The sequence below is a fragment of the Pseudomonas phoenicis genome (assembly GCF_047302395.1).
Classification (GTDB): domain Bacteria; phylum Pseudomonadota; class Gammaproteobacteria; order Pseudomonadales; family Pseudomonadaceae; genus Aquipseudomonas.
In genome coordinates this window covers 1099131-1123292 of sequence record NZ_CP154852.1, presented here as the reverse complement: position 1 = coordinate 1123292, position 24162 = coordinate 1099131, and the positions used below count along the sequence as shown (strand labels likewise).

The window sequence follows — 24162 nt, the reverse complement described above, 5'->3', positions numbered from 1 at the left end:
GCGGCCGCCATGGCGGTATCAATTGCTCGAAAGTCTGTCACCGCGGGCGAAGCGCCAGGTACGCACGATCTCCAGGCGGTCGAATTCGGCCAGGTCGCCGGTGAACGGCGCGAACGGCGCCGACATGCGCACGATGCGCTGTGCGGCCTGATCGAGCAGCGGTTGCCCGGACGACTCGAGCACCAGCACTTCGTGCAGCGAACCGTCGCGGTTGATCGACACCATCAGGCGCAAGCTGCCGTACAGCTTCTGGCTGCGCGCCTGCTCGGGGTAGTTGAGGTTGCCGATGCGTTCGATCTTCTTGCGCCAGTCTTCCTTGTACCAGGCACCCTTGTCGCGCGCGGTGGAGGCGGCGTTGAGGCGGTGGATGCGCGGGCGCTTGGCGTACAGCTGCTGTTCCTGCGACAGCTCCGCCTCCAGGCTGGCGATCTGGCTGGACAACTGCGAGCTGTCGAATTCGGGCGCAGGCGCCACCGGCTTGGGTTGCGGCTTGCTCGGCTTGGGCTGCGGCTCGACCTTCTGCGCCTTGGGCGCCTTGGTGCTGACCACGGCCTTGGCCGGCGCGGGCGGCACCTCGGGGCGCGCGGCCGGCGGCGGGGTGATCTTGTTGACCTTGCTGTCCTGGAACGGCGCCACTTCGGTGGTGGTGGGCAAGGCTTTCTTTTCCAGGGTGCCGCTGCCTTGCTGGTTGTCCTGGGCCAGGTAGTCGGCCTTTTCCGGGGCCTTCTCGCTCTTGAAGGTGGACAGGGTGAAGTCCATGGTGTGGCGGATTTGCTTGGGCGTGCTGACGCTGAATCCCACCCCGAGGATCAGCGCGATGTGCAGCAGGGCCGCCAGGAACAGGGTGAAGCCCAGCCGGTCGACCGGGCGCACGCGCGGTTGCAGCAGGTCGGAGGAAAGGTCGGCGGACAGCGTCATCGGGGGTCCAGAAGCGGTAGCGGGCCAGAGGCGGCAAGTTTCAAGGGGTTCGGCGTGGGCTGCAAGTGCGCGTCATCCGGCGCCAGGGGAGGGCAGGCGCGTCGCCATGAACTGCGCGCCCAGCGCACGGGCGGTGACGCGGACGAGGGCGGCGGATCGGCATGGGCTGCGCCGAGGGCAGGCCCGTGCCGAACGCGCGTGAGGACCGCTTACAGCTTGCCGCCCGTCTCCAGCAGGCGCGCGATGGCGTCCATCAAGCGGCCGCCGATGTCGGTGTCGAACGCGGCGTCGATCTCGCGGATGCAGGTCGGGCTGGTGACGTTGATTTCCGTGAGGCAGTCGCCGATCACGTCCAGGCCGACGAACAGCAGGCCTTTCTCGCGCAGTGTGGGGCCGACCTGGGCGGCGATCCAGCGGTCGCGCTCGGTCAGCGGCCGCGCCTCGCCACGGCCGCCGGCGGCCAGGTTGCCACGGGTTTCGCCGCTGGCCGGAATGCGCGCCAGGCAATAAGGCACCGGTTCGCCGTCGATCATCAGGATGCGTTTGTCGCCGTCGACGATGGCCGGCAGGTAGGCCTGCGCCATGATCTGCTGCTTGCCGTGCTGGGTCAGGGTTTCGAGGATCACCGAGAGGTTCGGGTCGCCCTGGCGATGGCGGAACACCGAGGCGCCGCCCATGCCGTCGAGCGGCTTGAGGATCACGTCGCCGTGGGTCGCAGCGAACTGGCGCAGGATGTCGGCGCGGCGGCTGACCAGGGTCGGCGCGGTGCACTGCGGGAACAGCGTGGCGAAAAGCTTTTCGTTGCAGTCGCGCAGGCTCTGCGGGCGGTTGACCACCAGCACGCCGTCGCGCTCGGCCTGCTCCAGCAGGTAGGTGCTGTAGACGAATTCCATGTCGAAGGGCGGGTCTTTGCGCATCAGCAGCACGTCGAGCTCGGCCAGCGGCGCGTCCTGCTCTTCGCCCAGCTCGAACCAGCGTGCCGGGTCGGCGAACACCTTCAGCGGGCGCATGCGCGCGCGGGCCTTGCCTTCGCCCTGGTAGAGGTCGGCTTGCTCCATGTAGAACAGGCTCCAGCCCCGGGCCTGGGCGGCCAGCAGCATGGCCAGCGAACTGTCCTTCTTGTAGGAGATGGACGCGATGGGGTCCATGACAATCCCGAGGCGAACGCTCATGGGGTAGTTCCTCTTGGCGGCGCGCGGCCGCGACGGTTCGAAATGAAAAGGTTGGCAATGAAAAGTCGCTCAGGGTGGCCCCGCGCGCTCGCTCGGTCAAGGGGCGGGCAGATGGAACGGCCTCCTGGAGTGTGCTAAAAATGCCCCCTAGCATCACGCCGCAAGCGCCGTGCTCCGTACGGGCCCCAAGGGCCTTCGCGCTGCATGCGGGCTTGCGCTTCCTTCGCGCGCCGCCACGGTAGTACAACGTTATGGAACAGCCCCTGAAGGTCATGGTGATCGACGATTCGCGCACGATCCGCCGTACGGCCCAGTTGTTGCTCGGCGAGGCCGGCTGCGAGGTGATCACCGCCAGCGACGGCTTCGATGCCCTGGCCAAGATCGTCGACCACAAGCCGCAGATCATCTTCGTCGATGTGCTCATGCCGCGCCTGGACGGCTACCAGACCTGCGCGGTGATCAAGCAGAACAGCACCTTCAAGGACACTCCGGTGATCCTGCTGTCGTCGCGCGATGGCGTGTTCGACAAGGCTCGCGGTCGCGTGGTGGGCTCCGACCAGTTCCTTACCAAACCCTTCAGCAAGCAAGCGTTGCTCGACGCCATCCGCGCCCATGTGCCGGCCTTCGTCGAGCAGCCCCAACACGCCTCCTGAGGCCGCCGAGCATGGCGGCCTCGTTCTTTTCCGACGGGGATACAGCATGGCCCGAGTTCTGATTGTCGACGACTCGCCGACCGAGATGTACAAGCTCACCGACTGGCTGGAACAGCACGGCCACGTGGTGTTCAAGGCCAACAACGGTGCCGATGGCGTGGCCCTGGCCCGCCAGGAGAAGCCCGATGCGGTGCTGATGGATATCGTCATGCCCGGCATGAACGGCTTCCAGGCCACCCGCCAACTGAGCAAAGATCCCGAAACCAGCGCCATCCCGGTGATCGTGGTCACCACCAAGGACCAGGAAACCGACCGCATCTGGGCCACCCGCCAGGGCGCCCGGGCCTTCCTCACCAAACCGGTGGAAGAGGCGGCGCTGATCAGCGTCGTCGACGAGGTTCTGCGCGCTTGACCACTCGGCCCCAGGGCGCGTCGCTGACCGCTTTCGAGCTGCTGCTGGACATCGATCGGCGCTGTCGCCTGCTGGTGGCCGACCAGCCCTTCGACGACGCCCCCCTGCAGGACTGGAGCGGCATCGGCTTTCGCATCGCCGGCCAGTGGTTCGTCGCGCCCATGGGCGAGGTGGCCGAGGTGCTGCGCGAGCCGCGTAGCAGCCGTGTGCCGGGCGTGCGTCCCTGGGTGGTGGGGGTGGCCAACCTGCGCGGACGCCTGCTGCCGGTGATGGACCTGTCGCATTACCTCGGCCTGGGCCCGGTCGCGGCCGGCAAGCAGCGGCGTGTGATGGTGCTCGACCACGACGACCTGTTCGTCGGCCTGTTGGTCGACGAAGTGCTGGGCCTGCAGCACTTTCCCCTGGCCAGCCTGCAACTGGCGCCCCCGCAGGCGCTGATGCGCAGCGCCGCGCGTTTCGTCCAGGGGCATTTCCCCGGCGAGCGCACCTGGGCGATCTTCAGCCCATTCGCCCTGGCCCAGGCGCCAGGTTTCATCGACGTGGCGTTGTAGAGGATGCCTTCGTGAGCAAGTCCACCCCAGGCGTCAGTGCCCCAGCGATGACCCAGCGCAGCCGCAGCAGCCTGCAGATCACCGTGCTGTTCGTGGTGCTGATCCTGTCGATCGTGCTGCTGTTCGCCAATTCCGCCTACCTCAACACCCAGTCGACCTACGACAAGCAGTACATCGGCCACGCCGGCGAGTTGCGCGTGCTGTCCCAGCGCATCGCCAAGAACGCCACCGAGGCGGCGGCGGGCAAGGCGTTGGCGTTCAAGCTGCTGTCCGATGCGCGCAACGATTTCGAGCGGCGCTGGGGCTACCTGCGCCATGGCGACAGCGCCACCGGCCTGCCTGCGGCGCCTGCACGGGTGCACGAGGAAATGGCCGCCGTGCACCAGGACTGGGAGACCCTGCGGCACAACACCGACACCATCCTGGCCAGCGAACAGACCGTACTGTCGCTGCACCAGGTGGCCGCGACCCTGGCCGAGACCGTGCCGCAGTTGCAGGTCGAGTACGAAAAGGTGGTGGAAATCCTCCTCAAGCGCGACGCGCCGGCCAGCCAGGTGGCAGTGGCGCAGCGCCAGTTGCTGCTGGCCGAACGCATCCTCGGGTCGGTCAACACGGTGCTGGCCGGCGACGCCACCACGGCCCAGGCCGCCGCCACTTTCGGCCGCGACGCCAACCGCTTCGGCCAGGTGCTGCAAGGCATGCTCGACGGCAACCCGACGCTGCAGATCAGCCAGGTCGAAGACGCCGATGCGCGCGCGCGGCTGGCGGACATCGCCGAGCTGTTCCAGTTCGTCGCAGGTTCGGTGGACGAAATCATCGAGACCTCGCCGGAGCTGCTGCGGGTACGCGAGGCGGCAGGCAACATCTTCAACGGCTCGCAGACCCTGCTCGACGAGGCCTCGCACCTGGCCAACAGTTTCGAGAACCTGGCCGCCAGCCGCCTGTTCAACACCATGGGCGGCTATGGTCTGGTGCTCCTGGCCCTGGCCTCGATCATCCTCATCGGCTCGATCATGGTGCGCGCCACCCGCCGCCAGTTGCGCGACACCGCGCAGAAGAACGAGCGCAACCAGCAGGCGATCATGCGCCTGCTCGACGAAATCGAAGAGCTGGCCGACGGCGACCTGACCGTCACCGTGTCGGTCACCGAAGACTTCACCGGGGCCATCGCCGACTCGATCAACTACTCGGTCGACCAGTTGCGCGACCTGGTCACCACCATCAACCACAGCGCCGAGCAGGTCGCCGCCGCCGTGCAGGACACGCAGAACACCTCGCGGCAACTGGTCAAGGCGTCCGAGCACCAGGCCGAACAGATCACCGAGGCCTCGGTGGCGGTGGGCGACATGGTCGAATCCATCGACCGCGTGTCGGGGCATGCCTACGAATCGGCCAAGGTCGCCGAGCGCTCGGTGGCCATCGCCAACAAGGGCAACGAGGTGGTGAACAACACCATCGAAGGCATGAACAACATCCGCGAGCAGATCCAGGACACCGCCAAACGCATCAAGCGCCTGGGCGAATCGTCCCAGGAGATCGGCGACATCGTCAGCCTGATCGACGACATCGCCGAGCAGACCAACATCCTCGCCCTGAACGCCGCGATCCAGGCGTCGCTGGCCGGCGAAGCCGGACGCGGGTTCGCCGTGGTGGCCGACGAAGTGCAGCGCCTGGCCGAGCGTTCCTCGTCGGCCACGCGGCAGATCGAAGCGCTGGTGCGCACCATCCAGGCCGACACCAACGAGGCGGTGATCTCCATGGAGCAGACCACCGCCGAAGTGGTGCGCGGCGCACGCCTGGCCCAGGACGCCGGGGTATCGCTGGCCGAGATCGAAGGTGTGTCGCAGACCTTGGCCGAACTGATCCTGAGCATTTCCGACGCCGCGCAGTTGCAGACGTCTTCGGCGGGGCAGATTTCCCACACCATGGCGGTGATCCAGCAGATCACCGCGCAGACCTCGGCCGGCTCCAGCGCCACCGCCGACAGCATCCGCCACCTGGCGCGCATGGCCAGCGAAATGCGTCGGTCGGTGTCGGGCTTCAACCTGCCTGAAAAGGCCGCACGCACATGAGGGGGCGCACATGGCGGCCACGCTGACCCTGCAGCGGCACGACACCGTGGCGCTGGCCTGGACCAAGGGCGCGTTGCTCGAGTGCCTCGGCGACGCACGCCAGGCCTTGGAGCAGTTCGCCCGCGAGCCGGGCGAAGCGGCGCCGATGGCGCATTTCGGCGAATGTCTGCAGCGCGTGCGTGGCTGCCTGGACATGCTCGAGTTGCGCGGTGCCGCGCACCTGGCCGAGGAGATGCAACTGCTCGGCGCCGCCATGGTGCGCACCGACAAGGGCGCCGCCGCCGAACCTCCGCGTGGCGAATGCCTGGGTGTGCTGTTCCGCGCCCTGGAGCAATTGCCCGCCTACCTGGAACGCCTGCGCGGCGCGCGCCACGACCTGCCGCTGGTGATGCTGCCGTTGCTCAACCAACTGCGGCACTGTCGCGGCCTCGAACCCCTGGCGCACGAAAACCCGCTGACCGGTGCGGGGGCGGGGCAGCGCTCGGCGGACCTGGCCGATCTCGATCTGTCGCTGGGCAACTGGCGCGAGCACCTGCAAGCGGGGCAGGGCCACGACGCGTTGCGTTCGGTGGTGATTGCCCTGTGCGATGACCTGATGCGCATCAAGGAACGGCTCGACCATTTCGTGCGCAGCGATCGCCATGATCGCAACGCCCTCGACAGCGTGGTCACGGCATTGCGGCAAATCGCCGACACCTTGGCGGTGCTGGGTTTCCAGCAGCCGCGGCGGGTGATCGTCGACCAGGTGCTGGCCCTGCAAGGCGTCAGCGAACAGCGTCGCGACGCCGACGAGGCCTTGCTGATGGATGTGGCCGGCGCCTTGCTGTACGTGGAAGCCACGCTCAATGGCATGGCCGGGCCGTTGGAAGAGGGCCCCACCAGCCTGCCGGGTGCGGACGTGCTGGAAATTCGCCAGCAGGTGCTGAGCGAATCGTTGTCGGTGGTGCAGCAGGTCAAGGAAACGATCGAGGAGTGCGTGGCCGCGGACTGGTCCTGGCAACGCCTGCAAGCCTTGCCAGGCCTGCTGCAACAGGTGCGCGGGGCGCTCAGCATGTTGATGCTCGGCGACGCCGCCGAGGTCTTCGGCGCTTGCGCACGGCATGCGCAGGGCTGGCTCGAACAGTTGCCGCAGGCGCCGCAAACGCCGGCGCTCGAGCGCTTCGCCGAGGCGCTGTGCGCGGCCGAATGTTATGTGCAGTGGCGCTCGGCCGACCCGCTGGCCGATGCCGTGCCCTGGCTCGACCAGGCCTGTGCGCGGCTTGCGCAGTTGGGCGTGGCGTGCCCACGCGAGTCCGCGCCCTCCGGTGCAGCGCCTGCCGATGGCGGTATCGACGACGAGCTGCGCGCGGTCTTTCTCGAAGAGGCCCACGCGCTGTTGCAGACCTGCGAGGACGAGTGGTTGCGCTGGTGCGCCGACCACTCGGCTCGCCAGGCCCTGGTCGAGCTGCGCCGTGCGCTGCACACGTTCAAGGGCAGTGGCCGTATGGTCCAGGCCGACGCCCTGGCGGCGCTGGCCTGGGGCGGCGAGCACCTGCTCAACCGGGTATTGCAAGGGCGCATCGAGTTGGGCCACGAGCAGCAGACGGCCTTGCAGCAGGTGTTCATGCGCTTGCCGGACATGCTGGCCGACATCGCGGCCGGGCACATGCCGCCGCCGCGTGAGGTCGAGGCCCTGGCGGCCCATCTGCATGCCCTGGCCGACCGCGCGCCTGCCGCGCCCATTGAGGCGGACGGCCTCGATCCGCGTTTGCTGAGCATCTTCGCCGCCGAAGCGGCCGGGCATTTGCAGCAGCTCGACGCCTTCCTGCAAGCCGCCCAAGGCGCGACCGGCGTGGTCAGCGACGAGCTGCAACGGGCCTTGCACACGCTCAAGGGCAGCGCAGCCATGGCCGGCGTCCTGCCGGTGGCGGAGCTGGCCACGGCGCTGGACCGCCTGGTCCGCGAGCATCAGGCGCACGGCTGGGCATTGCAGGCCGACGACCTCGCGCGGTTGCAGACGGCGAGCGGTTCGCTGCACGAGGCTCTGGCGCGCGTGGAGCATGCACCGCTGCAACGCCTGGCAGGCGCCAGCGAATTGATCGAAGCGCTCGGCCAGGCGCTCGACGCGCGCCTGGCCGACCCACCCAAACCTGCGAACGCCGGCCCTACCCGCGATGCGCAGGCCACCGGGCAATTGCTCGGCGAGGCCATGGACCGCCTGCTGGAAGCCGAAACGCTGCTCGCCCGTTGGCAGGCCCAGCCGGCGCAGCGCGACGCCCTGGAGGCCTTGCTCGACGAGTTGACCGCCTTGAGCCACGCCGCGCACCTGGCCGATCTGGCCGCCCTCGATGAGGTCTGCGAAGCCTTGCTGGACCTGCTCGGCGCCGTCGAGGAAGGCAGCCTGGCGCCGACGCCTCGGCTGTTCGCGCTGGCCGAAGAAGGCCTTGCGGCGTCGATGGACATGCTCGACGAACTCGCGGCCGGCCAGGCCATCGCCCCGCGCGCCGCCTTGCTCGCCGACCTGCGCGGTGCCCACGACGAAGCGCTCGACCCCGACAGCCTCGGGGTGGTCGGCGCGCATGGCGTACGCCCGTTGGACGCGCTGCCGGCAGTGCTCGACCCCGAACCCGAGCCGCCCGTTCTGGACGACACCCCGGACGACGCCGCGCTGCTGGAAGTCTTCCTCGAAGAAAGCTCGGACATCGTCGAAAGCGCCGCCACCGCCCTGGCCCGCTGGCAGGCCGAGCCCCGCGACACCACCGAGGCCGAGAACCTGTTGCGCGAGCTGCACACGTTGAAGGGCGGCGCACGCATGGTGCAGATCGGCGCCATCGGCGACCTGGCCCACGAGCTGGAGTCGCTCTATCAACTGCTGGCCGCCGGGCGCCTGCCGCCGAGCGCGGCCTTGTTCAGCCTGTTGCAGAACTGCCACGACCGCCTGGCGCACATGCTCGACGCCGTGCGCCTGGGCCAGCCGCTGCACGCGGCCACGGCGCTGATCGACTACATCCGCAATTTCTCCAGCGCAGCGCTCAACGACGGCGTGACCGACGGGCCGGCCGGCGAAGCGGCACCGGTCGAGGTGCCGACGGCGCCCCAGGAGCGCGCTGCGGGCGACATGGTCAAGGTCGATGCCGAGTTGCTCGACGACCTGGGCAACCTGGCCGGCGAGCATGCCATCATCCGCGGGCGTATCGAACAGCAGGTCAACGACGCGCAGATCGCCCTCAACGAAATGGAGACCACGCTTGAGCGCATGCGCGACCAGCTGCTGCGTCTGGACAACGAGACGCAGAGCGGTCTGCTCGGTCGGCACGCGGTCGAAGGCGACGCCTACGACGACTTCGACCCGCTGGAGATGGACCGCCATTCGCAGTTGCAGCAACTGTCGCGGGCCTTGTTCGAATCGGCTTCGGACCTGCTCGACCTCAAGGAAACCCTGGGCCAGCGCGCGCAGCTCACCCACGGCCTGCTGTTGCAGCAGGGGCGCATCAACAGCCAGTTGCAGGAAGGCCTGACCGCCACGCTGATGGTGCCCTTCGAGCGCCTGGTGCCGCGTTTGCAGCGCGTGGTCCGGCAAGTGGCCAGCGAGTTGGGCAAGCAGGTCGAGCTGGTGGTCGGCAACGCCGAGGGCGAGCTGGACCGCAGCGTGCTCGAACGCATGGTGGCGCCCTTGGAGCACATGCTGCGCAACGCCGTCGACCATGGCCTGGAAACCGGCGCGGCGCGGCGCGCGGCAGGCAAGCCCGAGCAGGGCACCATCCACCTGAACCTGCTGCACGAAGGCGCCGACATCGTCATCGAGATGAGCGACGACGGTGCCGGCGTGCCCCTCGAAGCGGTGCGCAGGAAAGCCATCAAGCGCGGCCTGCTCGACCCCGAGGCAGCGCTCAGCGACCACGAAGTGTTGCAGTTCATCCTGCGACCGGGGTTTTCCACCGCCGAGAAGATCACGCAGATTTCCGGACGCGGGCTGGGCATGGACGTGGTGCATGAGGAGGTCAAGCAACTGGGCGGGGCCATGAGCATCGAGTCCAGCCCTGGCAAGGGCGCGCGCTTCCTGATCCGCTTGCCGTTCACCGTGTCGCTCAACCGCGCGCTGATGGTGCACCTGGGCGAGGAGCAGTACGCCATCGGCCTGAACACCATCGAAGGGGTGGTGCGCGTGCCGCCGGCCGAACTCGATGCCTGCTATCAGCTCGATCCGCCGTGCTACACCTACGCCGGCTTCAGCTATGACCTGCGCTACCTGGGCGAACTGCTGCAGGATGCCCCGCGCCCCAGCCTGCTGGGCCTGAGCGTGCCGCTGCCGGTGCTGCTGGTGCATTCGCAGGAGCGCTCGTTCGCCATCCAGGTCGACGGCCTGTCGCCCAGCCGCGAGATCGTGGTCAAGAGCCTCGGCCCGCAATTCGCCGCAGTGCCGGGCCTGGCCGGGGCGACCCTGCTCGGCGATGGCCGGGTGGTGTTGATCCTCGACCTGCTCGGCCAGCTGCGCGGCCAGCAACGACGCCGGGCGCGCCTGCCCTCGGCGGGCCGTAACGCTGCGCAACTACCGGGGCCGGCGGCGCAGCGTCCGTTGCTGGTGATGGTGGTGGACGATTCGGTGACCGTGCGCAAGGTCACCAGTCGCCTGCTGGAACGCCACGGCATGAGCGTGCTGACGGCCAAGGATGGCGTCGATGCGATGGCGCAGTTGCGTGAACACCAGCCCGACGTGCTGTTGCTGGACATCGAGATGCCGCGCATGGACGGTTTCGAAGTGGCGACCCGCATCCGCCAGGACGAGCGCCTCAGGCACCTGCCGATCATCATGATCACCTCGCGCAGCGGGCAGAAGCACCGCGACCGCGCCATGGCCATCGGCGTCAACGAGTACCTGGGCAAGCCTTACCAGGAGTCGGTTCTGCTGAACAGCATCGCCCATTGGAGCGCGCCCCATGCTTGAACACATCGTCGGCCAGCGTAGCCAGTTGACTGGCCTGCTGCTGCCGTTGGGCGACCGCACCCTGGTGCTGCCCAACGTGGCGGTCGCTGAACTGGTGGGCCAGCGCCGGCTCAGTTGCGAGCGCGGCGCCGTGGACTGGCACATGGGCTGGCTCGACTGGCGCCAGCACCGCCTGCCGCTGATCGGCTTCGAAGCCGCTTGCGGCGGGCACACGCCGTGCGGAGAACGGGCGCGAATCGTGGTGCTGAATGCCTTGGGCGACACCGGCCTGCGCTACCTGGCGCTGCTGCTGCAAGGCATTCCGCGCTCGTGCAAGCTCGACAGCCAGCTCAATTACGTGGACGTGCCGCTGGCGTCGTTGGAACTGGCTGCGGTTCAGGTGGCCGAACAGGTGGTGCGGGTGCCGGATCTGGCAGGGCTGGAGCGGTTGGTGCGGGATGCGCAGGTGTGATGTGGAGAGGGGGCAGGTAGGGGGGGTTGCAGGAGTGGGACTGCTGCGCAGTCCATCGCGGCTAATCGGAACGCCGAACCGGCCGTTCCTACAGTGGGATTTGTACGTTAAGGACTACGGTGCCTTTTTGGCAAACACGGTCAGCTAGAGGCTTCGATAAGCTGCGACAGCCTTCAGCAGCAATGGCCTGTAGGAGCGACCGGCCGGCGCTCCGGTTCAGTCGCGATGGCCGGCACCGCCGGCCCAATGGCCCAAAAACCATTCACCTGCGGGCACCCATCCCGGCGCACGCGCACATTTTCGTACAACCCATAATCGACCCAGGAGGCCTTCGCTCGATGTATCACGGTGAACGTTTCAACGCCTGGACCCATCTGGTCGGCGCCATGCTGGCCGCGTTGGGCGCGCTTTGGTTGATCATTGCCGCGGGATTGCAGGGCGACCCGTGGAAGATCGTCAGTTTCTCCATCTATGGTTTCACTCTGCTGTTGCTCTACAGCGTCTCGACCCTCTACCACAGCACCCGTGGCCGGGCGAAGGTGATCATGCGCAAGCTCGATCACCTGTCGATCTACCTGCTGATCGCCGGCAGCTACACGCCGTTCTGTCTGGTCAGCCTGCGCGGCCCTTGGGGCTGGAGCCTGTTCGGCGTGGTCTGGGGGCTGGCGCTGATCGGCATGTTGCAAGAGATCAAGCCGCGCTCCGAAGCGCGCGTGCTGTCGATCGTCATCTATGCCTTGATGGGCTGGATCGTGCTGGTGGCGGTCAAGCCGCTGCTCGCGACCCTGGGCACGGCGGGCTTCGCCTGGCTGGCCGCCGGTGGCGTGTTCTACACGGTGGGCATCATCTTCTTCGCCCTGGACCGGCGCCTGCGCCATGGGCACGGCATCTGGCACCTGTTCGTCATCGCCGGCAGCCTGCTGCACTTCATCGCGGTGTTCTTCTACGTTCGTTGAAAGCCCTCCGGCCTACGGCATTGGCGCTGTGGGCCGCGAGGGCTGCGCCTGCGTCTAGAAATCGCCCCACAGCTGCTGCGCCACCGACAGCGCCACCACCGGTGCGGTTTCGGTGCGCAGCACACGCGGGCCCAGGCGGGCGGCGTGGAAACCGGCGCGGCTGGCTTGCTCGACTTCGCCATCGTTCAAGCCGCCTTCAGGCCCGATCAGAAACGCCAGGCGCGCCGGCTTGGCGTGATTGGTCAAAGGTTCGGCCACCGGGTGCAGCACCAGCTTGAGGTCGGCGTCGACGTCGCCCAGCCATTCGGCCAGGGTACGCGGCGGATGGATCAGCGGCAGGGTCGAGCGACCGCACTGCTCGCAGGCGCTGACCGCCACCTGGCGCCAGTGGGCCAGGCGCTTGTCGGCACGCTCGTCCTTCAAGCGCACTTCGCAGCGCTCGCTGACGATGGGGGTGATCTCGTTGGCGCCCAGTTCCGTGGCCTTCTGGATCGCCCAGTCCATGCGCTCGCCGCGCGACAGGCCTTGGCCCAGGTGCACGTGCAGGGGCGAGTCGGGCTGGCCGGGCAGGGCTTGGTCGAGCATCACCCGCACGGTCTTCTTGCCGACTTCGAGCAGCTGGCCGAGAAACTCCTGGCCGCTGCCGTCGAACAACTGCACGGCGTCACCGGCGGCCATGCGCAGCACGCGGCCGATGTAATGGGCCTGGGCTTCGGGCAGGGTGTGCTCGCCAAGGGAGAGGGGGGCATCGATGAAGAAACGGGAAAGGCGCATGTAGAGGCTCGGATAGTGAGGCTTGGGCTCAGGCTTTGGTCAGCGCGGGCGGGCGGCGCCATGAGCGGCCGGCAGCGGCGTTGCCACCGTGCGGACGTTCATGGCGTAGTGGCTGACACCGCGAGCGACCGCAGCGCAGTGCTGCGGGTGCAGACGGTCGTCGGCGTGGGCATCAACCCGGATCCCGGAAATCGGGATGGAAATCGGCCGGTACGGCCACGCTGACCTGCTCGCGGGTGGCGATGTCGATGCCTTCGCTGGCCACTTCGGCGAGGAAGTCGATCTGCTCGGGAGTGATCACATAGGGCGGCAGGAAATACACCACGCTGCCCAACGGCCGCAGCAAGGCGCCGCGGCTCAAGGCATGCTCGAACACCTTCAGGCCGCGACGTTCCTGCCAGGGATAGGCGGTTTTACTCGCCCGGTCCTTGACCATCTCGATGGCCAGGGCCATGCCGGTCTGGCGGATTTCCCCGACATGGGGGTGCCCGGCCAGGTGCGCGGTGGCGCTGGCCATGCGGCTGGCCAAGGCCTTGTTGGCTTCGATCACATCGTCTTCGGCGAAGATGTCCAGGGTCGCCAGGGCGGCGGCGCAGGCCAACGGGTTGCCGGTGTAGCTGTGCGAGTGGAGGAAGGCGCGCAGGGTCGGGTAGTCGTCGTAGAAGGCCTGGTAGACCTTGTCGGTGGTCAGGCAGGCGGCCAGCGGCAGGTAGCCCCCGGTCAGGGCCTTGGACAGGCAGAGGAAATCCGGGCGGATGCCGGCCTGTTCGCAGGCGAACATCGTGCCGGTGCGGCCGAAGCCGACCGCGATTTCGTCGTGGATCAGGTGCACGTCGTAGCGGTCGCAGGCCTCGCGCAGCAGCTTGAGGTACACCGGATGGTACATGCGCATGCCGCCGGCGCCCTGGATCAACGGCTCGATGATCACCGCGCTGATGGTGTCGTGGTGCTCGGCCAGGGTCTGCTCCATGGCGGCGAACAGCGTGCGCGAGTGTTCCTCCCAGCTCACCCCTTCGGGGCGGTGGTAGCAGTCGGGGCTGGGCACCTTGAGGGTGTCTAGCAGCAGCGCCTTGTAGGTTTCGGTGAACAGTGGCACATCGCCCACCGACATGGCGGCGATGGTTTCGCCGTGGTAGCTGTTGGTCAAGGTGACGAAGCGTTTCTTCTGCGGCCTGCCGACGTTGTGCCAGTAGTGGAAGCTCATCTTCAATGCCACTTCGATGCACGACGAACCGTTGTCGGCGTAGAACACCCGGTCCAGGCCCGCAGGCGTCAGCGCCACCAGGCGCTCGGACAACTCGATCACCGGTTGGTGGCTGAAACCGGCGAGGATCACGTGTTCGAGCTGATCGACCTGGTCCTTGATGCGCTGGCCGATGCGCGGGTTGGCGTGGCCGAACACGTTGACCCACCAGGAGCTGACCGCGTCGAGGTAGCGCTTGCCTTCGAAGTCTTCCAGCCAGACGCCTTCGCCGCGCTTGATCGGAATCAGCGGCAGGTGCTCGTGATCTTTCATCTGGGTGCAGGGGTGCCACAGGACCTCGAGGTCGCGTTGCATCCACTGTTGATTGAGCCCCATTGGCGGTTCTCCTGGCGGTGTGGCGGTGTGAGAGCGCGTAAGCCTAAGAGAAGCGGGCGGTAGGAACAACCCATGTAACTGATGCCAGGGTGCTAGCAGGGCAGCCGGGGCTCACGTATTCTAGGCGGCTCTTTGCGCAGGGCGGTCCGCTCCCGCGCGTCTTCACGTTTTTTCTGATCTGGAGTCTGCCTCGATGGCTGCTGCTTGGGTGCGCGTGTGCGCGGTGATCATGATTGGCCTGTCCAGCGCCGCTGCGCAGGGGCAGGGCAAGGCTCCGACGGCGATCGTCGTCGGTGGCGGCCTGGCTGGCCTGACGGCGGCCTACGAGTTGCAGAACAAAGGCTGGCAGGTGACCTTGCTCGAAGCCAAGGCGAACCTGGGCGGGCGCTCGGGCCTGGCGACCAGCGAGTGGATCGGTAGCGATAAAGTCCAGCCGCTGCTCAACCGCTACCTGCAGCAGTTCAAGCTGCAAACCCTACCGGCTCCCGAGTTCGTGCGTACCCCCGGCTACCTGGTCGACGGCGACTACTTCACCGAAGCGGACCTTGCCCTCAAGCAACCGGCCACCGCCGAAGCGCTCAAGCGTTACGAGAAGACCGTCGACGACCTGGCGCGCTCGATCGACGATCCGCTCAATCCTGCGGCCAACAGCACGCTGTTCGCCCTCGACCAGATCAACGTCGCCAACTGGCTGGACCGCCTGCAACTGCCGACCACCGCACGTCAGTTGATCAACCAGGAAATCCGTAGCCGCTACGACGAGCCGTCGCGCTTGTCGCTGCTCTACTTCGCACAGCAGAACCGCGTGTACCGCGGCGTCGACGACCGCGACCGACGCGCGGTACGCCTGCCCGGCGGTAGCCCGGTGCTGGCCCAGGCCTTCGTCAAACAGATCAAGACCATCAAGACCGACGCTGCGGTGACGTCCATCGTGCAGGACAAGAGCGGCGTGACCGTCAAAGCCGGCAGCGTCGGCTACACCGCCGACTACCTGGTCATGGCCGTGCCGCTGCGCGCCCTGGCCAAGATCCAGATGACCCCTGCGCTGGACAACCAGCACATGGCCGCGATCAAAGGCACCAACTACGGTTGGCGCGACCAGATCATGCTCAAGTTCAAGCAGCCGGTGTGGGAAAGCCGCGCGCGCATGTCGGGCGAGATCTACAGCAACGCCGGCTTGGGCATGCTGTGGATCGAGCCTGCGCTCAAGGGCGGCGCCAACGTGGTGATCAACCTCTCGGGAGACAACGCGCGCCTGCTGCAAGCCTTCGGCGACAAGCAGATGGTCGATCAGGTGCTGATCCGCATGCATGCGTTCTACCCCAAGGCGCGTGGTGCGTTCAGCGGTTATGAAGTGCGTCGCTACAGCACCGACGCCAGCACGGGCGGCGCCTACCTGGCCTATGGGCCGGGGCAGATCAGCAAATACTGGCGGCTGTGGGAGCGGCCGGTGCAACGTGTAGCCTTCGCCGGCGAGCATACCGATGCGCTGTACCCCGGCACCCTGGAAGGCGCCTTGCGCAGCGGCCAGCGCGCCGCCAGCCAGGTGCAGGACCTGGCGGCGGGCAAGTCGTTCGAACCGGTCAAGTCCGTGGCGGCCACGGCGGCGGCCGGTACTGCCAGTGCGGCTGCAGCTGCGGCGGCGGCGAGCAAGCCGGGCTTCTTCGCCAACCTGTTCGGCAAGGGCGACAAGGCCGAAAAAGCGCAGGCGGCGCCAGAGGCCAAGGCTGAACAGCCGCAGGCGGGTCCAGAGGATAAGGCCGAGCAAGGCAAGCCGGGCTTCTTCTCGCGGTTGTTCGGCGGTGGCGACAAGGCCGAAAACGCGCCGGTCAAGCCTGACGCAAAAGCGCCGTCGGCCGGTGCCGAGCCGTCCAAACCAGGGTTCTTCTCACGCCTGTTCGGCCGCGGCGAGCCTGAGGCCAAGCTCACGCCGGTCAGTCAACCGGAGCCTGCCGCACCTGCGATAGCGCCTGCCCCGGCACCGGCTGTAGCCCCTGTACCAGCACCGGTTGCAGCGCCTACGCCGGCTAAGCCAGCGGCCAAACCGGCGCTCAAACCTACGGCCAAGCCTGCCACACACAAGCCGGCAGCCCACAAGAGCCAACCGGCCCACAAGCCTGCCAAGGCGACACCGGCCAAGAAGCCGGCAGAGCCTGCGCAGAAAAAGCCTGCGGCCAAGCAGGATCAGGCTGGCGCCTGACGGCGTCTGCTCGGGATCAATGCGGGTGGCCGGCGCTCCGGTTCACCCGCAGTGGGCGACAGTGCGTCGACATCCGAGCGAATCCATGTCGCTTTGCGAATCCGATTGCACCCTCGGTTCAATGCCACTCGGCCAAGCCGAATCAGTCAATCGGGCCGCAAAGCGGCCCTGATCCAAGCACTGCATTCATCCTGTGCGCGCTAGGTTGAGGCCATTTGGCCGCAATACGGCCTCGATTGCCCGACTGCCCAGCACTGCCCCTTTCCCCGCTTTGCAGGCCATCGCCCATCAATGGCCATGCAAAATCGCCATTACCGAACTGCCCTGGATCACCCCTTAAAAAACCGTCTAGGGTTAACGTTTCCTTAATAGTGCTTGCAGACAATTACTATCGGTTTATTCGATATTTAAGAGCGGTTTTTTCTGCTTTTATTCGATACGTTAACCGGTAGTCTTGCCACAGCTTCCACAGGGAACGACAGCATCATGCAACTTCGCAATTCATCTTCTCGCTACGGTGCGGTCAGCATCGTATTGCACTGGGGCGTAGCGCTCACGGTCTTCAGCCTGTTCGGCCTGGGCCTGTGGATGGTCGGGTTGGACTACTACGATCCTTGGCGCAAGGCCGGCCCGGACCTGCACAAAAGCATCGGTCTGGTGCTGCTGGCAGTCATGGCTCTGCGGGTGCTGTGGCGCTTGCTCAGCCCACCGCCGCCAGCGCTCGCCAGCCACGGTCGCTTCACGCGGATCGCTGCCCACTTGGGCCATCTGGGGCTGTATGCCGGGCTGTTCGCCGTGATGCTCGCCGGCTACCTGATTTCCACCGCCGATGGCGTGGGCATTCCGGTGTTCGGTCTGTTCGAGGTGCCGGCGTTGGTCAGCAACCTGCCCGACCAGGCCGACCTCGCTGGCGAGGTCCATTTCTACCTGGCCTGGGGATTGGTGATTTTTGCAGGTCTCCATGGTCTAGCTGCACTCAAGCACCATTTCATCGACCGTGATGCCACTCTGCTGCGCATGCTCGGTCGCAAAGCCTGAAACACCCACCCAATCGCAACGCAAGGAATCCAAGGATGTTGAAAAAGACCTTTGCCGCACTCGCCCTCGGTACCGCCCTGTTCGCAGCCGGTCAGGCCATGGCCGCTGACTACAAGATCGACAAGGAAGGCCAGCACGCCTTCGTCGACTGGAAGATCAGCCACCTGGGCTATAGCTTCATCCACGGCACCTTCAAGGATTTCGACGGTACCTTCAGCTGGGACAGCGCCAAGCCTGAAGCCAGCAAGATCAACGTCGATCTGAAGACCGCCAGCCTGTGGTCCAACCACGCCGAGCGTGACAAGCACATCGCCAGCGCCGACTTCCTCGACGTGAAGAAATACCCGGACGCCAAGTTCGTCTCCACCGCCGTCAAGTCGACCGGTGACAAGACCGCCGACGTGACCGGCGATCTGACCCTGCACGGCGTGACCAAGCCGGTCACCTTCAAGGCCACCTTCAACGGTGAAGGCAAGGACCCATGGGGCGGCGAGCGCGCAGGCTTCAACGCCACCACCACGCTCAACCTGAGCGACTTCGGCATCAAGGGCCCGGGCCCGACTTCGCAGACCCTCGATCTGGACATCAGCCTCGAAGGCGTTAAGCAGAAGTAAGCGTGTCGGCCTAGGCGCCCCAAGGCGCCTGGCCCAGCAGCGAGGTGCAGGCTACTGCCGAGCGATCAAGCGACCCCTGACACCCATCGGTGCAAACAAAAAATCCGCAGCCATCACTGGCTGCGGATTTTTTTATGGGCCAACCCTAGAAACCGGTTGTACGGCGAATCCGATCGCTCAACGCGAGGCCACAGCGGTACCTGCTGGCAGTAGCCTCGCGCGGTGGCCGTTCACGAACGGGCCGGCGCGTGGATTCAGCGGTTGCGCGTCAGCAACGCCGGGCGTTCGCCGCGTGGACGGTTCGGCAGGTCGTCGAGCTGCTCGGGCGTGGGGTAGCGCTCCAGCTTGGATTCCTTGCGGATGATCACCGGCTGGTTCTGTGGCTCGCGCGGGTTGCGCACGGCAGGCTCTTGACGAGGGCTGTCGTCGCGACGGTTACGGCCACCGCCGTCGCGGCGGGCGCCACCGGCGTTGGCGTTGTTGCGCAGGCCTTTGTCAGCGCCAGAGCGCGGGCCGTTGTTGCGCTGACCTGCACCTTGGCCGCGGCCCTGGCCCTGGGTCTGACCCCCTGCAGCTGCACCCGGACGACGGTTGCGGCCTTGGTTCTTGGCGTTCTGGTAAGGGCTGACATAGTCGGCACGGTTGCCGAAGTTGTCCACGTCGTCGTCGAGGAAGGCTTCCGGGTCACGGTTGCCGTTGTCGGCCGGCTTGCTGGCCTGTGCCGATTGCTGCGTACGCGGCTTGTGCTGCTCGCGCGGTTTGCGCGGCTGCTGGCCTTGGCGCTGCTCGCCGGACTTGGCCTTTTCCGCAGGCTTGTCGGCACTGGCTTGGCGCGTCTTGCCTTTGTCTTTGCCCTTGTCCTTGCGCCCACCGCTGCCGGCGTTGGCACCGTCGCCACGGTTCTGGCCGTTGCGGCCACCGCGCGCATTGGGCTGGGCGCGTTCGCGCACTTCCGGTTTTTCGACTTCGATCTTGCTGGCGTCGAAGCCCATCCAGTCGCCGTCGGCAATCTTCTGCCGCGTGACGCGCTCGATGCTCTTGAGCAGCTTCTCTTCGTCGGGCGCGACCAGCGAGATGGCTTCGCCCGAGCGCCCGGCACGGCCGGTACGGCCGATACGGTGCACGTAGTCTTCTTCGACATTGGGCAGCTCGAAGTTGACCACATGGGGCAGCTGGTCGATGTCCAGACCACGGGCGGCGATGTCGGTGGCGACCAGCACGCGTACGGTGTTGGCCTTGAATTCGGCCAGGGCCTTGGTACGTGCGTTCTGGCTCTTGTTGCCGTGGATCGCGGCAGCGGTCAGGCCGTGCTTTTCCAGGTACTCGGCCAGGCGGTTGGCACCGTGCTTGGTACGGGTGAAGACCAGTACCTGCTCCCAGGCGCCGAGGGTGATCAAGTGCGCCAGCAGGGCGCGCTTGTGGCCGGCCGGCAGGCGATAGATACGCTGTTCGATGCGCTCGACGGTGGTGTTGGGCGGCGTGACCTCGATGCGCTCGGGGTTGTGCAGCAGCTTGTCGGCCAGATCCGTGATGTCTTTGGAGAAGGTCGCCGAGAACAGCAGGTTCTGGCGCTTGGACGGCAGGCGCGCGAGGACCTTCTTGACGTCATGGATGAAGCCCATGTCGAGCATGCGGTCGGCTTCGTCGAGCACCAGGATTTCCACGTGGGACAAATCCACGCTGCCTTGGCCGGCGAGGTCCAGCAGTCGGCCCGGGCAGGCCACCAGCACGTCGACACCCTTGGCCATGGCCTGCACCTGGGGGTTCATGCCGACGCCGCCGAAGATGCAGGTACTGACCAGGCTCAGGTCGCGGGCGTACAGCTTGAAGCTGTCGTGCACCTGGGCGGCCAGCTCGCGGGTGGGCGTGAGCACCAGCACGCGCGGTTGGCGCGGGCCGTGGCGCTGGGATTTGTCGGGGTGGCCGGCCGGGAACAAGCGCTCCAGGATCGGTAGGGCGAAGCCACCGGTCTTGCCGGTACCGGTTTGGGCGGCGACCATCAGGTCGCGGCCTTGCAACACGGCGGGAATGGCCCGCTGTTGCACGGGAGTGGGCTGGGTATAGCCCGCGGCCTCGATAGCGCGGACAAGTGCCTCGGAGAGACCGAGGGAAGCAAAGGACATGGGCAATCCTGTTCTCGTGTGGGCTGAGCCCGATGGGATGATCTGCCTGGCGCGACGGGCATCGGAGGAATGCGATCGCGTCCGGTCCAGCTGGGCATGCACTGCGCATCGGGCGAGCGGCGAAGGCGCATTGAGCTGCGTTTCTGCCGATCGGGATGCCTGTTACGAGGCCGAGCGTCCGGGCGTGAGCCTGGCGGGAAGGCCCGAGTATAACAGAGCAATCAGCGTGTGCTGCCCCCCTGTTGCTCAACGGCAGTGGCAAGGCGCGGATTCTGTTCGCCATAACGGCTCATGATGTGGGCGTAGGCCGGTTCGCGCTTGAACGCGCGCAGGGTTTCCGAGAACGCCTCGGCCAGGGCCTCACGGCCCGGTTTACGGGCCAGGCCCAGGTATTGCGGCAAATCGTTCACCACCATCGGCAAGGCTTCGATCTGCTGCTCCAGGCCCAGGCGTTGCAGCAGATAACGTCCCACATGCCGATCGGTCACGACCAGGTCCACTCGGCCGAGCGCGAGTTTGCCAAGGTTGGCGACATGGGTCGGCGCCGATTCCCGGCGGAAATTGACGGCTGTGTCGAAGGCGCTCCCGTAGTCATAACCCGACGACGTGCCCACCGTGAGGCCGCTCAAGTCCTGCAGCGTAGTGACCGAATGTGGGCGTGCACGGGCTTGGAACAGCACGAATTCGACCTGCGACAACGGCTCTTCGGGGTACAGCATGAAGGGCTCGCGGGAGGCCAGTTTGAATACGCCCAGGATACCGTCGGCCTGGCCCTGTTCGACCACGGCCAAACAGCGTTTCCACGGCATGAACCCCCACTCCACATCGATGTGCAGACGCTTGAACACTTCGTTGGCCACCTCGTAGTGCAGGCCGCGAGGCTGGCCGTTTTCCTGATAGATGTAGGGCGCCCAGTCGTCGCTGACGATGCGCAGCCGTTCGGCCTGGGCCAGCGGGCTCAGGCAGGTAAGCAGCAAGATGCCGAACAGGGTCAGGAAGATGCGCATGTCGGCAGACTACCTGGGTGCTTCGTCGATGAACAGACATGCGGTCGGCATGGGTGCCAGCGCTGTGAACGGGCTGGCAAATGCGCCTATCTCGCAGCGGCGCATGGCTGGAGGCAGGGCACGCCGATACAGGCTTCGTAGGGCTGAGCGACCGCGAGCGTCGCAAGCGTGCGGGGACGGCAGAGGAGGGACGTTCGGGTGCAGGTGTCGTGTTTGCCCCATCGGTGATAGGGACGGCCGAGACACGCGCTGACTGCCCGTGCCCCGACCGCCCGCTGAACAGGTGCGAACGGACGTTAGCGCGGCAGGTTCAGGTTGTTCCAGATCGCCAGGCTCGGCTCGGCCTGGTTCAGCGTATAGAAGTGCAGACCTGGCGCGCCGCCGTCCAGCAGCTGTTCGCACATGCGTGTGATGACCTCTTCGCCGAAAGCCTGGATGCTGGCGCTGTCGTCGCCATAGGCTTCCAGCTGCTTGCGGATCCAGCGCGGCAGTTCGGCGCCGCAGGCGTCGGAGAAGCGCGCCAGTTTGCTGTAGTTGGTGATCGGCATGATGCCGGGCACCAGCGGAATGTCGACGCCCAGCTTCTGCACGCGTTCGACGAAGTAGAAGTAGCTGTCGGCGTTGAAGAAGTATTGGGTGATGGCGCTGTCGGCACCGGCCTTGACCTTGGTGGCGAAGTTCTTCAGATCGGCCTCGAAGTTGTGCGCCTGCGGGTGCATCTCCGGATAGGCGGCCACTTCCAAATGGAAATGGTCACCGGTTTCCGCGCGGATGAACTCCACCAGATCGCTGGCGTGACGCAGATCGCCTGCGGCCATGCCCATACCCGAAGGCAGGTCGCCGCGCAGGGCCACGATGCGCTTGATGCCGGCCGCCTTGTATTCGGCGATCAGGGCGCGCAGCTCGGCCTTGGTGTCGCCCACGCACGACAGGTGCGGCGCGGCGGGCACCTGCACTTCGTTTTCCAGTTGCAGCACGGTGTTGAGCGTGCGGTCGCGGGTGGAGCCACCGGCGCCATAGGTGCAGGAAAAGAAGTGCGGGTTGTACGTGGCCAGCTGGCGGGCAACGCTCATCAGCTTGTCGTGGCCGGCTTCGGTCTTGGTCGGAAAGAATTCGAAACTGTAATTGCGGGGTTTGGACATCGGCTTTTTTCCTGAGCAGCGAATCACGCGCTGCTAGTTGCAAGCTGCAAGTAAAAGCCAGGGCGACATGGGTCGGCCTGGCTGAACATCATTCCAATGCTGCCTATACGACTGCGAGCAGACGCACAAGGGTGCGCGCCTGCTCGCAGCGGGCCGCTTAGTAGCGGTAGGCCTCGGGCTTGAACGGACCTTCGACGGTCACACCGATGTACTCGGCCTGCTGCGGGGTCAGTTGGGTGACTACGCCGCCGAAGCCGCGGACCATTTCCAGGGCCACTTCCTCGTCGAGCTTCTTCGGCAGCACTTCCACGGTCAGGCGCTCGGCTTTCTTCGAGGCGTCCAGTTCGGCGTACTTCTGCTCGAACAGGAAGATCTGCGCCAGGACCTGGTTGGCGAACGAACCGTCCATGATCCGGCTTGGGTGGCCCGTGGCGTTGCCCAGGTTCACCAGACGGCCTTCGGCCAGCAGGATCAGGTAGTCGTCGTTCTGCGCGTCGAAGCTGCCGGCGCCGGTGCGGTGGATCTTGTGTACCTGCGGCTTGACCTCTTCCCACGCCCAGTGCTTGCGCATGAAGGCGGTGTCGATCTCGTTGTCGAAGTGGCCGATGTTGCACACCACGGCGCGCTTCTTCAGGGCCTTGAGCATGTTGGCGTCGCAGACGTTGACGTTACCGGTGGTGGTGACGATCAGGTCGATGCGGCCCAGCAGATCGCTGTTGATGCCGTCTTCGGTGCCGGTGTTGATACCGTCCTTGAACGGCGAGACCACTTCGTAGCCGTCCATGCAGGCCTGCATGGCGCAGATCGGGTCGACTTCGGTGACCTTGACGATCATGCCTTCCTGACGCAGCGACTGCGCCGAGCCCTTGCCCACGTCACCGTAGCCGATGACCAGCGCCTGCTTGCCCGACAGCAGGTGGTCGGTGCCGCGCTTGATGGCGTCGCTCAAGCTGTGGCGGCAGCCGTACTTGTTGTCGTTCTTGCTCTTGGTGACCGAGTCGTTGACGTTGATCGCCGGGACTTTCAGTTCGCCCTTGGCCAGCATGTCGAGCAGGCGGTGTACGCCGGTGGTGGTCTCTTCGGTCACGCCGTGGATCTTTTCCAGCATGGCCGGGTATTTCTTGTGCAGGATTTCGGTCAGGTCACCGCCGTCGTCCAGCACCATGTTGGCGTCCCAGGGCTGGCCGTCCTTGAGGATGGTCTGCTCGATGCACCACTCGTACTCTTCTTCGGTCTCGCCTTTCCAGGCGAACACCGGGATGCCGGCAGCGGCGATGGCGGCGGCGGCCTGGTCCTGGGTGGAGAAGATGTTGCACGAGGACCAGCGCACTTCGGCGCCCAGCACGACCAGGGTTTCGATCAGCACGGCGGTCTGGATGGTCATGTGGATGCAGCCGATGATCTTCGCGCCCTTGAGCGGAAGTTCGCCTTGGTATTTACGGCGCAGGCCCATCAGCGCGGGCATTTCCGATTCGGCGATGATGACTTCCTTGCGACCCCAATCGGCCAGGGAAATGTCGGCGACTTTGAAATCGGAAAAACCGGCAGGCGTGTTTACAGCGCTCATCAAGAGCCT

At 66.2% G+C, this 24162-nt stretch carries 18 protein-coding genes; 10 read left to right on the top strand and 8 right to left on the bottom strand.

Going from position 1 to position 24162, the window contains the following annotated elements; genetic code table 11:
• Window positions 1–18 precede the first annotated feature (18 nt).
• Both AA0Z93_RS05140 and gshB read right to left on the bottom strand, forming a co-directional pair.
• Complete coding sequence (locus AA0Z93_RS05140) at window positions 19–918, bottom strand: energy transducer TonB (protein WP_314491702.1); 900 nt, start codon at window positions 916–918, stop codon at window positions 19–21.
• Between the two features lie 209 nt (window positions 919–1127).
• Window positions 1128–2090, bottom strand: coding sequence for a glutathione synthase (gene gshB, locus AA0Z93_RS05135; protein WP_314491705.1), 963 nt, complete (start codon window positions 2088–2090; stop codon window positions 1128–1130).
• 251 nt (window positions 2091–2341) lie between these two features.
• Here gshB and AA0Z93_RS05130 point away from each other — a divergent pair, with 251 nt between their 5' ends.
• The 7 genes from AA0Z93_RS05130 (at window position 2342) to trhA (ending at window position 12109) form a co-directional block, all read left to right on the top strand.
• Window positions 2342–2743 (top strand): response regulator, encoded by a 402-nt coding sequence (locus AA0Z93_RS05130; RefSeq protein ID WP_313741025.1) that lies wholly within the window; start codon window positions 2342–2344, stop codon window positions 2741–2743.
• Between the two features lie 46 nt (window positions 2744–2789).
• Window positions 2790–3155 (top strand): twitching motility response regulator PilH, encoded by a 366-nt coding sequence (gene pilH, locus AA0Z93_RS05125; RefSeq protein WP_413046100.1) that lies wholly within the window; start codon window positions 2790–2792, stop codon window positions 3153–3155.
• Entirely contained in the window at window positions 3152–3706 is a 555-nt protein-coding gene (locus tag AA0Z93_RS05120; RefSeq protein ID WP_413046101.1) for a chemotaxis protein CheW, read from the top strand. The genes pilH and AA0Z93_RS05120 overlap by 4 nt, the downstream gene beginning before the upstream one ends.
• A gap of 47 nt (window positions 3707–3753) precedes the next feature.
• Complete coding sequence (locus tag AA0Z93_RS05115; RefSeq protein WP_413048346.1) at window positions 3754–5778, top strand: methyl-accepting chemotaxis protein; 2025 nt, start codon at window positions 3754–3756, stop codon at window positions 5776–5778.
• A gap of 10 nt (window positions 5779–5788) precedes the next feature.
• Window positions 5789–10702 (top strand): Hpt domain-containing protein, encoded by a 4914-nt coding sequence (locus tag AA0Z93_RS05110; RefSeq protein WP_413046102.1) that lies wholly within the window; start codon window positions 5789–5791, stop codon window positions 10700–10702.
• Window positions 10695–11153, top strand: coding sequence for a chemotaxis protein CheW (locus AA0Z93_RS05105; RefSeq protein ID WP_413046103.1), 459 nt, complete (start codon window positions 10695–10697; stop codon window positions 11151–11153). Before AA0Z93_RS05110 ends, AA0Z93_RS05105 begins: the two co-directional genes overlap by 8 nt.
• Window positions 11154–11491: 338 nt before the next feature.
• Window positions 11492–12109: a PAQR family membrane homeostasis protein TrhA gene (gene trhA, locus AA0Z93_RS05100; protein WP_413046104.1), complete on the top strand. Its 618-nt coding sequence runs from the start codon at window positions 11492–11494 to the stop codon at window positions 12107–12109.
• Window positions 12110–12163: 54 nt separating this feature from the next.
• On the opposite strand, the gene AA0Z93_RS05095 is transcribed toward trhA, so the two are convergent.
• Both AA0Z93_RS05095 and AA0Z93_RS05090 read right to left on the bottom strand, forming a co-directional pair.
• A complete protein-coding gene (locus tag AA0Z93_RS05095) occupies window positions 12164–12883 on the bottom strand; it encodes a 16S rRNA (uracil(1498)-N(3))-methyltransferase (RefSeq protein WP_413046105.1) in 720 nt (239 codons plus the stop codon).
• A 172-nt stretch (window positions 12884–13055) separates the two neighbouring features.
• Window positions 13056–14462 carry an adenosylmethionine--8-amino-7-oxononanoate transaminase gene (locus tag AA0Z93_RS05090; protein ID WP_413046106.1) on the bottom strand — a complete coding sequence of 469 codons (1407 nt, stop codon included), beginning with the start codon at window positions 14460–14462 and terminating at the stop codon, window positions 13056–13058.
• 193 nt (window positions 14463–14655) lie between these two features.
• Here AA0Z93_RS05090 and AA0Z93_RS05085 point away from each other — a divergent pair, with 193 nt between their 5' ends.
• The 3 genes from AA0Z93_RS05085 to AA0Z93_RS05075 all read left to right on the top strand — a co-directional run bounded on the left by AA0Z93_RS05085 (window position 14656) and on the right by AA0Z93_RS05075 (window position 18314).
• Window positions 14656–16662, top strand: coding sequence for an FAD-dependent oxidoreductase (locus AA0Z93_RS05085; RefSeq protein ID WP_413046107.1), 2007 nt, complete (start codon window positions 14656–14658; stop codon window positions 16660–16662).
• A 486-nt stretch (window positions 16663–17148) separates the two neighbouring features.
• Complete coding sequence (locus AA0Z93_RS05080; RefSeq protein WP_413046108.1) at window positions 17149–17700, top strand: cytochrome b; 552 nt, start codon at window positions 17149–17151, stop codon at window positions 17698–17700.
• 35 nt (window positions 17701–17735) lie between these two features.
• Window positions 17736–18314, top strand: coding sequence for a YceI family protein (locus tag AA0Z93_RS05075; RefSeq protein WP_413046109.1), 579 nt, complete (start codon window positions 17736–17738; stop codon window positions 18312–18314).
• Window positions 18315–18568: 254 nt separating this feature from the next.
• On the opposite strand, the gene AA0Z93_RS05070 is transcribed toward AA0Z93_RS05075, so the two are convergent.
• From AA0Z93_RS05070 to ahcY, 4 genes are all read right to left on the bottom strand, one after another.
• Entirely contained in the window at window positions 18569–20437 is a 1869-nt protein-coding gene (locus AA0Z93_RS05070) for a DEAD/DEAH box helicase (RefSeq protein WP_413046110.1), read from the bottom strand.
• 221 nt (window positions 20438–20658) lie between these two features.
• Window positions 20659–21444, bottom strand: a complete 786-nt coding sequence (locus AA0Z93_RS05065; protein ID WP_413046111.1) for a substrate-binding periplasmic protein — start codon at window positions 21442–21444, stop codon at window positions 20659–20661.
• Between the two features lie 296 nt (window positions 21445–21740).
• On the bottom strand, window positions 21741–22586 hold the full coding sequence (gene metF / locus AA0Z93_RS05060) for a methylenetetrahydrofolate reductase [NAD(P)H] (RefSeq protein ID WP_413046112.1): 846 nt from the start codon (window positions 22584–22586) through the stop codon (window positions 21741–21743).
• A gap of 157 nt (window positions 22587–22743) precedes the next feature.
• Complete coding sequence (gene ahcY, locus AA0Z93_RS05055) at window positions 22744–24153, bottom strand: adenosylhomocysteinase (RefSeq protein ID WP_413046113.1); 1410 nt, start codon at window positions 24151–24153, stop codon at window positions 22744–22746.
• Window positions 24154–24162: the final 9 nt, after the last annotated feature.

What these genes read in the sequence shown, in the direction of transcription:
- AA0Z93_RS05140 (WP_314491702.1), bottom strand. Translation starts at nt 918, where the DNA reads ATGACGCTGTCCGCCGACCTTTCCTCCGACCTGCTGCAACCGCGCGTG.
- gshB (WP_314491705.1), bottom strand. Translation starts at nt 2,090, where the DNA reads ATGAGCGTTCGCCTCGGGATTGTCATGGACCCCATCGCGTCCATCTCC.
- AA0Z93_RS05130 (WP_313741025.1), top strand. Translation starts at nt 2,342, where the DNA reads ATGGAACAGCCCCTGAAGGTCATGGTGATCGACGATTCGCGCACGATC.
- pilH (WP_413046100.1), top strand. Translation starts at nt 2,790, where the DNA reads ATGGCCCGAGTTCTGATTGTCGACGACTCGCCGACCGAGATGTACAAG.
- AA0Z93_RS05115 (WP_413048346.1), top strand. Translation starts at nt 3,754, where the DNA reads ATGACCCAGCGCAGCCGCAGCAGCCTGCAGATCACCGTGCTGTTCGTG.
- AA0Z93_RS05110 (WP_413046102.1), top strand. Translation starts at nt 5,789, where the DNA reads ATGGCGGCCACGCTGACCCTGCAGCGGCACGACACCGTGGCGCTGGCC.
- AA0Z93_RS05105 (WP_413046103.1), top strand. Translation starts at nt 10,695, where the DNA reads ATGCTTGAACACATCGTCGGCCAGCGTAGCCAGTTGACTGGCCTGCTG.
- trhA (WP_413046104.1), top strand. Translation starts at nt 11,492, where the DNA reads ATGTATCACGGTGAACGTTTCAACGCCTGGACCCATCTGGTCGGCGCC.
- AA0Z93_RS05095 (WP_413046105.1), bottom strand. Translation starts at nt 12,883, where the DNA reads ATGCGCCTTTCCCGTTTCTTCATCGATGCCCCCCTCTCCCTTGGCGAG.
- AA0Z93_RS05090 (WP_413046106.1), bottom strand. Translation starts at nt 14,462, where the DNA reads ATGGGGCTCAATCAACAGTGGATGCAACGCGACCTCGAGGTCCTGTGG.
- AA0Z93_RS05085 (WP_413046107.1), top strand. Translation starts at nt 14,656, where the DNA reads ATGGCTGCTGCTTGGGTGCGCGTGTGCGCGGTGATCATGATTGGCCTG.
- AA0Z93_RS05080 (WP_413046108.1), top strand. Translation starts at nt 17,149, where the DNA reads ATGCAACTTCGCAATTCATCTTCTCGCTACGGTGCGGTCAGCATCGTA.
- AA0Z93_RS05075 (WP_413046109.1), top strand. Translation starts at nt 17,736, where the DNA reads ATGTTGAAAAAGACCTTTGCCGCACTCGCCCTCGGTACCGCCCTGTTC.
- AA0Z93_RS05070 (WP_413046110.1), bottom strand. Translation starts at nt 20,437, where the DNA reads ATGTCCTTTGCTTCCCTCGGTCTCTCCGAGGCACTTGTCCGCGCTATC.
- AA0Z93_RS05065 (WP_413046111.1), bottom strand. Translation starts at nt 21,444, where the DNA reads ATGCGCATCTTCCTGACCCTGTTCGGCATCTTGCTGCTTACCTGCCTG.
- metF (WP_413046112.1), bottom strand. Translation starts at nt 22,586, where the DNA reads ATGTCCAAACCCCGCAATTACAGTTTCGAATTCTTTCCGACCAAGACC.
- ahcY (WP_413046113.1), bottom strand. Translation starts at nt 24,153, where the DNA reads ATGAGCGCTGTAAACACGCCTGCCGGTTTTTCCGATTTCAAAGTCGCC.